The organism is Mycolicibacterium llatzerense (assembly GCF_025331195.1).
GTDB classification, from domain to species: domain Bacteria; phylum Actinomycetota; class Actinomycetes; order Mycobacteriales; family Mycobacteriaceae; genus Mycobacterium; species Mycobacterium llatzerense.
This window is the reverse complement of the sequence record NZ_LXOV01000017.1, coordinates 362,515-375,027: the sequence shown is the minus strand read 5'-3', so window position 1 is coordinate 375,027 and position 12,513 is coordinate 362,515. Positions and strand designations below refer to the sequence as shown.

Sequence of the window (12,513 nt, the reverse complement as noted above, 5' to 3'; positions counted from 1 at the left end):
CGGCCCAGGATAGGCGTGCGACGTCGTCATCACCGCGCGCCGTCCACGGTGAACGTCATCAGGGCCGCCCAGTACACCGGACTCAGCGCCGCGCCTCCGGTTCGCCAGCGACGCAGGCAGTGTCGCTGCCATTGGTTCACGGCACGGGCCGGCGTCGTCGCCTCGTGTGCGGTGTCGACGGCAATGATCACCTCCGACATCGGATCGGCGTCGCCGGCTGTGGCCGTCCGGTAGCCGGCCGTCGTCGGCAGCGACCAGAGGGTCGCGGTAACCACCTGTGCGCCACCGAGAATCATCGCCGCAACCAGGCCGGTGGCCTCGTCGAACCGGTAGTCGGCGCCGGATGCGCAGGCCAACAGTGCGACTCGGGGCGGGATCGGCAGCTCCATCACCATGATGCCGGCGGCGGTCAGCGGCTCGGACTCGGCCAGATGCAGGGCGGCCTGCTCAGCGGATCCGTCACGGTCGGGGGCCGCGCTGGCATGCCCGACGTACACGAGCCGCGAGGGCTGCTGCGCCAACTGATCCGCCAACCAGTGCCGGTCGGCGTCGGCGCGGCGGAAGAGCTCCACCGGCGCGGTGACCGTCGGCAGTGCGGGACGCGCGGCGAAGTGCCGGGTCAGCACGGTATCCGGCGAGGGTCGCCCGAGCACCGAGCCCAGCGCTGAATCCGGCCGTTGGCCCGGCACTTTCGGGTCCAGCAGCAGAAGCGGCGGCCCGTCGACCGGATTCGTTTGCCGGCGCGGCGCATTCGCAATGTTCGGCGGCACGGCCAGGATGAGGTCGGCCAGCTCGATCAGGCGCTGGTCGTCGGTGCCGGTGGGCTGCGCGAGCAGGCCCCACGGCACCCGACTCAACCGGGCACCCGGAGACACGAAGATCACCGGCAGTTCCGGCCCGCCCGCGCACTGTCGCACCAGGTCCCAGGCCTCATCGGGCAGCAGCGCCCCCAGGAGCCGGGCGAGTTCCCGCTCCCGCTCCACGGCGGCGAAGGGACCGGTGGCCAATGACCGGGTCAAGGCATCGGAAATGTGTTCACCGTCAAGCGGATCCGGCAGCACATCGGCCAGCGCGGAGGTCACCGCGAGTAGGACGTCCTCGGCCACCATCCAGGTGACCAGCCGGTCCGGTTTGCCGACCACCCGTAGGCTGACGTAGGTCGCGATCCCAATGTCGGCGAAGCGCAGCACCAATGTGGTTGTGGTGACATCAGTTACGGGCATGTCGACCACGCGTCCTGATCTGCGGTGACGGCGCGGCCGTAGCGGGCCTGAGCCAGCTCGCGGTAGCGTGCCAGCACCGGCTCACCGCCCGGCTCCATCTGCAGCGGCGGCAACGGCCCGAGCCGGATGAGGCCGGCGGCGCCGACAGCGACCGGCCCGGATGCCACCGAGGCGAGTTGCTCGACATCGAGGACCGGTGCTGCCGTCGTGGCGGCCCGGGCCCATTCCATCGTCCGGTCGTTCGCGGCGTCGACACTGAATGCACCTCGGGCGCTGTGATATTCGATCAGTTCGCCGACCAGGGCAGGATCCTGCGATTCCCACGCCACGGCGAACGCCCCGGCCAGCAGGGGCGCCGACACCCCGGTGGCCCAGCGGGCTCGCGCGTCGGCGTCGGTGATCGAGTATCGCACCGAGTCGACGGCCAGGGCCGCAGGCAACTTCAAGTCCGCGGCGGTGGCCAATTTGTCCATGCCGGAACGGTATTGATCGGTGCCGGGTTCGGCGGACCACGTCCCCAGATTTCCCGCGGCATCGAAGCCGAGGTCCGCCAGTCCCTCAGCGCGCCACACGGAGCCGAGTTGGTCGTCGAGTCGCGCGTACTGCAACCAACTGCTGCGCGGCGACGAATCCAGGCACGCCCGGGCTTGACCGATCAGCTCACGGGCTTCGTCGTAGCCGCCCCGGAAGATGGCGATCCAGCTGCGCTGCAACAGGATGCGGTGCACATGCAGCGGCTTGCCCAGTTCACGCCAGTGCCGTTCGGCGTGCCCCCAGCATTCGTCGGCGGCCTGCAACGCGCCGGCGGCCAGCCGGGTCAGCCCGAAGTACAGCCAGCAGCGCGATACCTCGTGAGCTCGCGCCTGCCGGGCGATCTCCGGATACGCGGCGGTGACCAGCGCTTCGGTGCCCTCCAGGTCGCCCGTCGACCAACGCACCGCCGCCCGTTCCAATTGCGCTCTCGCGGTGGCCAATTCCCAGCCGCGGGCCTGGGCGCGGGCCTCGGCCCGGCGCAGCCACGGCAACGCCTCGTCCATCTTGCCGGTTTCGATGCAGAACCGCGCATAGCCGAGCGCGCCGGTGAGCCAAAGATATTCGCGCTCGGGGTCGTCGGCCGGCGAAGCGATCGCGGCCAGCACCTGGTCCCACAACGGCACCGAACGGACGTGCAGATCGTCGTCGCACAGCGCGAGCGCGCAGAGGATGCGGGCGTGGGTCATCAGATAGACGTCTTCGTCATCCAGCGCAGCCAAGGACTGCGCCGCGCCCTCGTGGTCACCGATGGCGGCGGACAGGCCGGTCCGCAGAAATGTGGCCCGGCGGCGGTAGCGGCTGAGCATGTGGTCAGCGTCCTCCGGGGTCATGGTCATCTGCGCGGCGATCGCGGCCGGCGCGGTGCCGGCCAGGATCGCTGCGTAGATGTCGAGGCAGTCGTCGATCCGCCGGATACATTCGCGCACCCCGTCCAGGGCGCTGCGGATCAGATAGATCTCGCCGAGCTGGGCGAAGACCTCGAGCATCTGGTCGTCCCGGTCGGCCGCTTCGATGGCGGGCATCAGCGACAGCAGCAGTTCCTTGGCTGTCGCCTCGTCGGCGGCGAACATCAGCGCGCGGGCGCGGGCGAGTTCACCGGTAGCCGCGACGTCCGCGTGTACTTACGGCACGACGACGCCACTGGGGCGGCGTACAAGGAAGGGAAACCCTCTGCCATGAACATCAATCGCACTCTGGCCGCTGGTATCGGCATGCTGGCCGTGGGCGCCACCCTGATCGGCTGCTCCACTGACAAGTCGGACGGCCCGAAGGCGTCCGGCCCGGGTTCGGTGACGGGCGGCGGCAACACCGTCGTCAAGGTCGAGGGCCAGGACCTGGCCGGACTGGACCTGAAGTCGGTGACCTGCGTGAAGCAGGGCGGCACCATCAACATCGCCAGCGCACCCATCGGCGGTGGCGCGCAGGGCCTCGGTGTCGTGCTGACCGACGCGGCACCGCCGAAGGTGCAGTCCCTGGGCATGGTGGTCGACGGCAACGCGCTCGCGGTGTCGGAGATGGGCGGCATGAAGACCGGCTCGGCTGACGTCAAGGTCGACGGCAGCACGTACACCATCACCGGGCAGGCGGCGGGCGCTGACCTGAAGAACCCGATGGCCGGAATGATCTCGAAGTTCTTCGAGATCATTCCGGCCATCGGGTTCTTCAGGTCAGCGCCCGCCGCCTGCCCGGTGATGGTGTACGTGCTGCCGTCGACCTTGACGTCAGCCGAGCCGGTCTTCATGCCGCCCATCTCCGACACCGCGAGCGCGTTGCCGTCGACCACCATGCCCAGGGACTGCACCTTCGGCGGTGCCGCGTCGGTCAGCACGACACCGAGGCCCTGCGCGCCACCGCCGATGGGTGCGCTGGCGATGTTGATGGTGCCGCCCTGCTTCACGCAGGTCACCGACTTCAGGTCCAGTCCGGCCAGGTCCTGGCCCTCGACCTTGACGACGGTGTTGCCGCCGCCCGTCACCGAACCCGGGCCGGACGCCTTCGGGCCGTCCGACTTGTCAGTGGAGCAGCCGATCAGGGTGGCGCCCACGGCCAGCATGCCGATACCAGCGGCCAGAGTGCGATTGATGTTCATGGCAGAGGGTTTCCCTTCCTTGTACGCCGCCCCAGTGGCGTCGTCGTGCCGTAAGTACACGCGGACGTCGCGGCTACCGATCCCAACTTTCCCGCGCGGTACGGTGAAGTCATGGCCGACGAAACCGCCGCCGAGCAGCCATCGACGGATCCGAATGAGCCGATCGACGCCGAGGTCGTGCCACTGGAACCGGAACCCTCGCCGGCACCCGCGCCAGCGCCCGATACCGGCTACACCCCCGGTGGTGTCCCGACCTTCGAGTCGGTGCGCGAGAAGATCGAGACCCGGTACGGCACCGCGATCGGCTCGGCCGAGCTGGCTGCGGACACCCCGGAAGGCCGGTCGGTCGAGGAACAGTACGAAGCCCGGCAGAAGGCCGCCGCGGAACGGGTCGAGCAGATCCGTCGCTCGATGCACGACAGCTGACTTGCGTACCTACACCGTCGCCGAGCGCCGCAATCGCTTGGCGCAACGTCATTTCCTGAGTGGTGCGGCATCGAGTCACCACGAGGTGACCCGGTCGCTGGTAGGCCTGCACGGCACTGACCCCGCCACGCCGTACCTGTCGCTGTGGGCGCGGCTGCCCGGTTTCACCGTCACTGATCTCGACGGTGCGCTGTATCGGGACCGGCAGCTGGTCAAGCACATGGCCATGCGCCGGACGCTGTGGGTGGTGCACACCGACGACCTGCCCGCTGTCCAGGCCGCGGCCAGCGATCGCGTGGCTGCGACCGAACGCAAACGGCTGATCGGCGACGTCGAGAAATCCGGCATCGCGGCCGACGGCGAGACCTGGCTGGAGCTCGCGTCGGCCGCCGTCCGCGGCCACCTGTCCTCGGGCGATTTCGCCAACACCGCCACGCTCCGGACCACGCTGCCGGAGTTGGCCGGCGACTGGGACCCCGCGCCCGGAAAGACCTGGGGCGGAAGCACTCCCGTCGCCCCGCGGGTACTGACCGTGTTGTCCGCGCAGGGACATCTGCTGCGCGGGCCCAACGACGGCACCTGGACGACGTCGCGGCCACGGTGGGCAGCGGCGGCACACTGGCTGCCTGAACCTGCCGCCGCCTTGCCCGCCGACGACGCCCGGGCGGCGCTGCTGCGCGCGTGGCTGCGGACCTTCGGCCCGGCCACCGCCGCCGATGTGAAGTGGTGGTTCGGGCAGACCCTGACCTGGGCGCGCGAGGGGCTGCGGTCGATCGAGGCCGTCGAAGTCGGGTTGGAAGACTGCGATGACATTGGCTTCGTCCTGCCCGACGATCTCGACGCCGCTCCCCCGGTCCCGCATTGGGGCGCACTGCTGCCCGGGTTGGACCCGACCGTCATGGGCTGGCAGGCCCGGTCGTGGTACCTGGGTCCGCACGCCGGGCAGCTGTTCGACCGCTCCGGCAATGCCGGGCCCACGGTGTGGTGGGACGGCCGCGTCGTCGGCGCCTGGGGTCAGGACGCGGACGGCCGGGTACAGCTGGAGTACGTCGAAGACGTCGGAGCGTCAGCTCGGAAGGTGCTGCAACGCAAGGCTTCCGAGCTGACGGACTGGCTCGACGGGGTGCGGGTCAAGCCGCGGTTCCCGTCACCCTTGAGCCAGGCCCTGTCTCGCTGACGCTAGGCGCTCACCTTGCGCCGCCTGGTCTTCGGCGGATCGGGCACGACGGCCGGTAGCAGCTCGGCGAGGAACTGACCGGTGTAGCTGTCGGGGCTCGCCGCGACGTCCTCCGGTGTGCCGGACACCACCACCGTGCCGCCGCCCGCGCCGCCGTTGGGACCCATGTCGACGATCCAGTCCGAGGTCTTGATGACGTCGAGGTTGTGCTCGATGACGATGACGGTGTTGCCCTTGTCGACCAGACCGTTGATCACCTTGAGCAGCTTGCGGATGTCCTCGAAGTGCAGGCCGGTGGTCGGCTCGTCGAGGATGTAGACGGTGCGGCCGGTGGACCGCTTCTGCAGTTCGGCGGCCAGCTTCACGCGCTGGGCCTCACCACCGGACAGCGTCGGGGCGGGCTGGCCCAGCCGCACGTAGCCGAGACCGACGTCGACGAGCGTCTTGAGGTACCGGTGGATCGAGCTGATGGGCTCGAAGAACTCGGTGGCCTCCTCGATCGGCATGTCGAGGACCTCGGAGATGGTCTTGCCCTTGTAGTGCACCTCGAGGGTTTCCCGGTTGTACCGGGCGCCCTGGCACACCTCGCACGGCACGTACACGTCCGGCAGGAAGTTCATCTCGATCTTGATGGTGCCGTCACCCGAACAGGCTTCGCAGCGGCCACCTTTCACGTTGAACGAGAAGCGGCCGGGCTGGTAGCCGCGGACCTTGGCCTCGGTCGTCGCCGCGAACAGCGTGCGGATCTTGTCGAACACGCCGGTGTAGGTCGCCGGGTTGGACCGCGGGGTGCGGCCGATCGGTGACTGGTCGACCCGCACCAGCTTGTCCAGCTGGTCGAGCCCGTTGATCCGGGTGTGCCGGCCAGGCACCTGCCGGGCGCCGTTGAGCTTGTTGGCCATGACGGTCGCCAGGATGTCGTTGACCAACGTCGACTTACCCGAGCCGGAGACCCCGGTGACCGACGTCAGCACCCCCAGCGGGAACGCGACATCAACCTCTTTGAGGTTGTGTTCCCGGGCGCCGACCACGGTGACCTGCCGCTTGCGGTCGACGGGCCGCCGGATGGCCGGAACCTCGATCTGCTCCCGGCCCGAAAGATAGGCACCGGTAATCGAATTGGTGTTCTTCAGCAGTTCCTTGTAGGTGCCGCTGTGCACGATCTGGCCGCCGTGCTCACCGGCAGCGGGACCGATGTCGACGACCCAGTCGGCGTGCGCGATGGTGTCGAGGTCATGCTCGACGACGATCAGCGTGTTACCGAGGTCGCGCAGCCGGACCAGGGTGTCGATGAGCCTGCGGTTGTCCCGCTGGTGCAACCCGATGGAGGGTTCATCGAGTACGTAGAGCACGCCGACCAGACCCGAACCGATCTGGGTGGCCAGCCGAATACGTTGTGCCTCACCGCCGGACAACGTGCCCGCGGCCCGCGACAGGGTCAGGTAGTCGAGGCCGACGTCGAGCAGGAACCCGAGCCGCGACTGCACCTCTTTGAGTACCTGGCCGGCGATGGCCTGCTCGCGCGAGCCGAGAGTCAGCGCGTTGAGGAACGTCGAGCAGTCCGAGATGGACAGATCACACACCTGCGCAATGGATTTCGCGTCGTCATCCGCGGACAGGGTAACGGCCAGGATCTCCGGCTTGAGGCGGGTGCCGGCGCACTCGGGGCACGGGATGTCCCGCATGAAGCCCTCGTAGCGTTCCTTCATCTGCTCGGATTCGGTCTGCTCCATCCGGCGCTGCAGGAACGCCAACACGCCCTCGAAATCGGCGTAGTAGGAGCGGGTGCGGCCGTACCGGTTCTTGTACCGGACGTGCACCTGGTGGTCGGACCCTTCCAGAATCGCCTTGCGCGCCTTGGCCGGAAGCTTCTTCCACGGGGTGTCGATGTCGAAGCCCAGCTCTTCGCCGAGCCCCGCCATCATGCGGGTGAAGTAATCGGCGTTGTGCCCCATGGACCACGGCGCCACCGCGCCCTCGGCGAGCGTCAGCTCCGGGTCCGGCACGACGAGCTCGGGGTCGACTTCCTTCTTGATGCCCAGGCCGGTGCACTCCGGGCAGGCGCCGTACGGGGAGTTGAACGAGAACGACCGCGGCTCAAGGTCATCGACGGCCAACGGGTGCGCATTGGGGCAGGCCAGCTTCTCCGAGAAACGCTGCTCGCGCTGCGGATGATTGTCGTCGCGGTCGACGAACTCCAGCACGACGATGCCGTCGGCGAGGCCCAGCGCGGTTTCCACCGAATCGGTGAGCCGCTGCTTGGAGCTGGCCTTGACCGTGAGGCGGTCGACGACCACCTCGATGTCGTGCTTCTCCTGCTTCTTGAGCTTCGGCGGATCGGTCAGCGAGTGCACGACGCCGTCGACCCGCACGCGGCTGTAACCCTGGCCGTTGAGCTTGTCGAAGAGGTCGACGAACTCACCCTTGCGGGTCCGGACCACGGGCGCGAGCACCTGGAACCGGATGCCCTCGTCCATGGCGAGCACCTGGTCGACGATCTGCTGCGGCGTCTGCCGAGCGATGCGCTCACCACACACCGGGCAGTGCGGAGTGCCCGCGCGCGCGTAGAGCAGCCGCAGGTAGTCGTAGACCTCGGTGATGGTGCCGACGGTCGAGCGCGGGTTGCGGTTGGTCGACTTCTGGTCGATGGACACCGCGGGCGAGAGGCCTTCGATGAAGTCCACGTCGGGCTTGTCCATCTGGCCCAGGAACTGGCGGGCGTAGGCCGACAGCGACTCGACGTAGCGGCGCTGCCCCTCGGCGAAGATGGTGTCGAACGCCAGCGAGCTCTTGCCCGATCCGGACAGGCCCGTGAACACGATCAGCGAGTCTCTTGGCAGGTCAAGGTCGATTCCCCGCAGGTTGTGCTCGCGCGCACCTTTGACGATCAGACGGTCCGACACACGTATCCCTTCACCTGAATGTCTGGGCAGTCCAGACACCACAGCGCCATGCTATGTGCCCCCACCGACAAGCCCGATACGGTGGCGTCATGACAGTCGTCAACGACACCTACACCGGCCACGTCGATGCGGGCACCGCGGCACGTCGCACGCTGCCCGCCGCGGCGATCGTCAAGGCATCGGTCGGACCGATGGACAACAACGCGTACCTCATCACTTGTTCCGCGACCGGAAAGACGCTGCTCATCGACGCCGCGAACGACGGCGCGGCGCTCGTCGAGCTGATCAGGTCGCAAACGCCGAACGTCGAGCTCATCGTCACCAGCCACCAGCACTTCGACCACTGGCAGGCGCTGGCCGAAGTGGCGGAAGCCACAGGCGCACCCACCGCGGCGCACGCACTGGACGCCGAGCCACTGCCCGTCAAGCCCGACCGGATTCTGGCCGACGGCGACACCATCACGATCGGCGACCTGACCCTCGACGTCATCCACCTGCAGGGTCACACCGAAGGTTCGGTCGCGCTGGCACTCCGCGGGGCCGACGGTGACGTCACACACCTCTTCACCGGCGACTGCCTGTTTCCGGGCGGCGTCGGCAAGACCTGGCAGGAAGGCGACTTCGAGCGGCTGCTCGGCGACGTCACCCGCAAGGTCTTCGACGTCTACCCCGACTCGACGGTCATCTACCCCGGGCACGGCGACGACACCACGCTCGGCACCGAGCGGCCGCACCTCGAGGAGTGGCGGACGCGCGGCTGGTAAGGGCTACGTCAGCCCACGCACTGGCCCGTCGGGACGGGTTCGGTGTTACCCACCAACGCCAGCTGGGGGGCAACTTCCTTCGCGGTCAACGCGAAACTCGTGTCGGGGTCGTCCTGTGCTGCACCGAAGACCACGCCGCGCACGCGACCGTCCAGGTCGACCAGCGGGCCGCCTGAATTTCCTTGCTGCACACCACCTCTGATGGCATACACCTCGCGCGTCACCGTGCCGGTGCGAAAGATGTCAGGCCCCTGCAGCTTGATGACCTCACGGACCCGGACCGGTTTGGCCTCGTACGCACCCCCGTGCGGAAACCCGAGCGCCGCCGCGTCGGCACCGCTGACGGCAGGCGCCTCGGAGAACATCAGCGGGGCCGTCGGCAGGTCCGGGACGGCGAGGATCGAGATGTCCATGTTGGGGTCGAACGAAACCACGTGACCGTCGTACTTGGCGCCGCCGACCTCGACCGAGATCTCGTCGGTCCCGGCAACACCATGGGCTGTGGACATGACCCGCTTGGGCGCCACGACAAACCCGGTGCCCTCCAACCGCTTTCGGCAACTGTGGGCGATACCGTGCACCCGCACCACACTCCCCTGCGCCGCAGCCACGGCGGGATTGCGCGCCACGTTGGGGTCCGGCGGGCCGACGGACGGGATCGTCGATGCGGTCTCGGACGCCAGCCCGGAGGTCGTCGCGGGCGCGGCGGTCCGATCGTTCGCACCGCAGCCGGCGACCAGTGACGCGGCCAGTGACAGCGTCACCCACGACGCCAGGACGAGACTTCTTCGGGCCATGGCTCGAAACTTTACGGGCACGAAAAATCCTGAGGCCCCCGGCAGTACGCCGAGGGCCTCAGGGAAATCCGAACCTTACGAGGTGTGGACGATCAGCACGTCGACCTTGGCGCGACGAGCGACGTTCGCCGGCACCGAGCCCAGCAGACGGCCGGCAATGGTGCTCAGGCCGACGTTGCCGACGACCAGCAGGTCGGCGTTGGAACCCTCAGCCAGCTCGACCAGTGCGTCGACGGGAGCGCCGACGATGGCCTTCTCCTCCACCTGAGTGGCACCGGCTGCCTCGGCGCGGTCACGAGCCTCACGCAGGATCGCGTAGATCGGCGCGTCGCCGTGCACCTTGTAGCCCTCGTCCTTCAGGACGTCGGCCGCACGCTGATCATCGGCGTGCGGGAAGTAGGCGGTTGCCACGACCAACTTCGCATTGGCCCCCGCGGCGATCTGGGCGGCGCGCTCCACAGCACGCAATGACGAATCCGATCCGTCCGTACCGACGACCACGGTCTGGTAGCCGCTCATCAATGGCCTCCCGTTATGCAGGTTTGAGTATCCGGCGTACTGTCCGGCGTCACCGCAGACAGTAGCCGCTGAAGCGCGGCCGATGGTGCGGTTTCACCACACAAGTTCGCCGGGGATACCGTGAAAAATGTGCTTTACCGGCACCGATGTTAGCGGCAGCCACCGCAACGGGCTTGCTAATGGTGATGAAACAACCGCGTGTTTCGCCCGGTGAGCGGGACCGCTTCAGACCCAAGATTGTTAGCCACGACCGAAATACAGCTCCTGCGTGGCCACGCACACCAACTGCCCGGCACGGTTGTACATCGTCCCGCTGGCCAGGCCGCGGCCGCCAATGCCACTCGGCGAGGTCTGGTCGGACAGCACCCAGTCGCCCAGATCCACTGGCCGGTGGAACCACAACGCGTGGTCGATCAGCGCGGAGAAGGTGTGAGCCGGCAGCGCACCACGCGGGATCATCGCCGCCTCCAGCATGGTGGTACCGGTCAGGTACGCGAGCAGCCCGGCGTGCAACGCTGGGTCGTCGGGGATGGTGTCCGTCGGGCGCCACCACATCCGCAGATGCGGCGCCGGGTCCGACGAGTCCTTCGCCAACCGCGGGTGCGGATCGATGTACCGCAGCTCGAACGGTTGGTCGCGGACCCAGAAGCCACCTGATTCGTCGGCGTAGTCGGCGAGCTGTTCGGCCATGGTCGGTACCGAAAGCGGTTCCGGCACATCAGGAATGGTCGCCTGATAGTCGAGCGCGTCAACCGGGGCGCTGAACGACGCCAACGCCTCCAGCAGGATCTCCCCATCCTGACGGGCGGTGATGCGGCGCGTCGCGAGCGTGCCGCCGTCGCGCGCGGCGTCGACCTGGACCTCGACCGGATACCGGGCGTCACCGGCACGCAGGTAGTAGACGTGCAGGCTGTGCGCGCTGCGTCCCGGTGCGGTCCGGCTCGCCGCCACCAGCACCTGACCGGCGAGATGACCGCCGGCGATGTGGTGGCCGGGGTTGTCGAGTTGGGTGGCCACGAAGTGGTGGTCATCGGTCTGATCCACCAGCAGCGTGCTGACGAGATCGGACAAGGTCGGCGAACGGTACGTCACCTGAGGCATCTTGCCTGACATGTTCACGCGCCCAATTGAGCGGTAGCACTGATCGGTGAATTCCATTGCGGCACGCTCGATCGACAGGTAGACTCGAACATATGTTCGATCATTGTGGTATCGGTGGCACGGGAGTCCTCGTGCGCGATGCCTCGACGGTCGATGCGATGGCGCATTATGCGCGGGTGGAAGCGGTGGCCGCGTCCGGCCGGTTCGTGGCGATCGCGGATCTGGTGGAGCTGCGGGTCGACAATCAGGGTGACCGGCAGTGGTGGGCCTGCGATGGCTGGGACGCTGCCTGCGCGGAGGTCGGTGCCGCGCTGGGGATTGGTCCGAAGGAAGCCTCAGGGCAGTTGTCGGTGGCGATCGCGTTGCGGTACCGGCTACCGCGGGTAGCGGCGGTATTCGCCGACGGCGGGGTATCCGCGCGGACGGTGGGCCTGATCTGTTGGCGTACCCGCTTGGTCGAGGACCCGAACCTGATGGCGGTGATCGATGCCGCGCTGGCCGGGGCACTGTCAGAGTGGGCGGGCCTGTCCCGCAAGAAGATCGAGAAGAAGATCGACGGCTGGGTGCAGAAATTCGATCCGGCCGCGGTCCTCAAAGTGCGATCCGCGGCCCGGCGCCGTGGGGTCGGGGTCGGCAAACCCGACGACGACACCGGGGTGGCCTCCATCTGGGGTGCCCTGCTGGCCACCGACGCCGAACTACTGGATCGAGTACTGACCGAACTCGCCCGGCAAGTATGCGACAACGATCCCCGCACGTTCGGGCAGCGCCGTGCCGACGCTCTGGGTGTGCTGGCCGCGCGTGGGGATCGGTTGGCGTGCCAATGCGGCAACCCCGAGTGCCCAGCCGCCGGGCCCGATGCCCGCGCCACGGCAGTGGTGATCCACGTACTCACCGATGCGCTCCCCGCGCCGGTGGCCGATCCGCTGCTCAGCGGCGACCCGGCCGCGCCCCTGGCTCCCATGCCTCCTGCACCCCAG

At 68.2% G+C, this 12,513-nt stretch carries 10 protein-coding genes and 2 pseudogenes; 5 read left to right on the top strand and 7 right to left on the bottom strand.

The genetic code is table 11. The features are described from left to right. Positions 1-29 precede the first annotated feature (29 nt). Positions 30-1,223 carry a CHAT domain-containing protein gene (locus tag A7G45_RS29425; protein WP_260942158.1) on the bottom strand — a complete coding sequence of 398 codons (1,194 nt, stop codon included), beginning with the start codon at positions 1,221-1,223 and terminating at the stop codon, positions 30-32. Beyond that, positions 1,214-2,827, bottom strand: coding sequence for a hypothetical protein (locus tag A7G45_RS29420; protein WP_260942155.1), 1,614 nt, complete (start codon positions 2,825-2,827; stop codon positions 1,214-1,216). The genes A7G45_RS29425 and A7G45_RS29420 overlap by 10 nt, the downstream gene beginning before the upstream one ends. Positions 2,828-2,932: 105 nt before the next feature. Here A7G45_RS29420 and A7G45_RS29415 point away from each other — a divergent pair. After that, positions 2,933-3,340, top strand: a pseudogene (locus A7G45_RS29415) (lipoprotein LpqH); the annotation flags it as partial. Positions 3,341-3,363: 23 nt separating this feature from the next. On the opposite strand, the pseudogene A7G45_RS29410 reads toward A7G45_RS29415, so the two are convergent. Beyond that, positions 3,364-3,840, bottom strand: a pseudogene (locus tag A7G45_RS29410) (lipoprotein LpqH); the annotation flags it as partial. A gap of 117 nt (positions 3,841-3,957) precedes the next feature. Here A7G45_RS29410 and A7G45_RS29405 point away from each other — a divergent pair. Continuing rightward, on the top strand, positions 3,958-4,272 hold the full coding sequence (locus A7G45_RS29405; RefSeq protein WP_260942153.1) for a hypothetical protein: 315 nt from the start codon (positions 3,958-3,960) through the stop codon (positions 4,270-4,272). Position 4,273: 1 nt separating this feature from the next. Next, the gene (locus A7G45_RS29400; RefSeq protein ID WP_260942247.1) at positions 4,274-5,449 is read left to right on the top strand and encodes a winged helix DNA-binding domain-containing protein; all 1,176 of its coding nucleotides are present in this window, start codon (positions 4,274-4,276) and stop codon (positions 5,447-5,449) included. A gap of 2 nt (positions 5,450-5,451) precedes the next feature. On the opposite strand, the gene uvrA is transcribed toward A7G45_RS29400, so the two are convergent. Beyond that, a complete protein-coding gene (uvrA, locus tag A7G45_RS29395) occupies positions 5,452-8,352 on the bottom strand; it encodes an excinuclease ABC subunit UvrA (RefSeq protein ID WP_260942151.1) in 2,901 nt (966 codons plus the stop codon). A gap of 89 nt (positions 8,353-8,441) precedes the next feature. On the opposite strand from uvrA, the gene A7G45_RS29390 reads away from it, so the two are divergent. Next, positions 8,442-9,116, top strand: coding sequence for an MBL fold metallo-hydrolase (locus A7G45_RS29390; RefSeq protein WP_260942149.1), 675 nt, complete (start codon positions 8,442-8,444; stop codon positions 9,114-9,116). An 8-nt stretch (positions 9,117-9,124) separates the two neighbouring features. Here the strand turns inward: A7G45_RS29390 and A7G45_RS29385 are convergent, their stop codons facing one another. The 3 genes from A7G45_RS29385 to A7G45_RS29375 all read right to left on the bottom strand — a co-directional run bounded on the left by A7G45_RS29385 (position 9,125) and on the right by A7G45_RS29375 (position 11,533). Then, the gene (locus A7G45_RS29385) at positions 9,125-9,913 is read right to left on the bottom strand and encodes a MarP family serine protease (RefSeq protein ID WP_276555777.1); all 789 of its coding nucleotides are present in this window, start codon (positions 9,911-9,913) and stop codon (positions 9,125-9,127) included. Between the two features lie 75 nt (positions 9,914-9,988). Then, positions 9,989-10,432, bottom strand: a complete 444-nt coding sequence (locus A7G45_RS29380) for a universal stress protein (RefSeq protein WP_043399432.1) — start codon at positions 10,430-10,432, stop codon at positions 9,989-9,991. A 240-nt stretch (positions 10,433-10,672) separates the two neighbouring features. Beyond that, positions 10,673-11,533, bottom strand: a complete 861-nt coding sequence (locus A7G45_RS29375) for an acyl-CoA thioesterase (protein ID WP_260942245.1) — start codon at positions 11,531-11,533, stop codon at positions 10,673-10,675. A 92-nt stretch (positions 11,534-11,625) separates the two neighbouring features. Between A7G45_RS29375 and A7G45_RS29370 the strand changes: the two genes are divergently transcribed. Then, positions 11,626-12,513 (top strand): DUF222 domain-containing protein (locus A7G45_RS29370; RefSeq protein ID WP_260942147.1); only part of this gene is annotated, 888 nt, incomplete at its 3' end.

Excerpts from the sequence above, each read along its gene's own strand:
- A7G45_RS29425 (WP_260942158.1), bottom strand. The coding sequence starts at position 1,223 with ATGCCCGTAACTGATGTCACCACAACCACATTGGTGCTGCGCTTCGCC.
- A7G45_RS29390 (WP_260942149.1), top strand. The coding sequence starts at position 8,442 with ATGACAGTCGTCAACGACACCTACACCGGCCACGTCGATGCGGGCACC.
- A7G45_RS29385 (WP_276555777.1), bottom strand. The coding sequence starts at position 9,913 with ATGGCCCGAAGAAGTCTCGTCCTGGCGTCGTGGGTGACGCTGTCACTG.
- A7G45_RS29380 (WP_043399432.1), bottom strand. The coding sequence starts at position 10,432 with ATGAGCGGCTACCAGACCGTGGTCGTCGGTACGGACGGATCGGATTCG.
- A7G45_RS29420 (WP_260942155.1), bottom strand. The coding sequence starts at position 2,827 with ATGTTCGCCGCCGACGAGGCGACAGCCAAGGAACTGCTGCTGTCGCTG.
- A7G45_RS29405 (WP_260942153.1), top strand. The coding sequence starts at position 3,958 with ATGGCCGACGAAACCGCCGCCGAGCAGCCATCGACGGATCCGAATGAG.
- A7G45_RS29375 (WP_260942245.1), bottom strand. The coding sequence starts at position 11,533 with ATGCCTCAGGTGACGTACCGTTCGCCGACCTTGTCCGATCTCGTCAGC.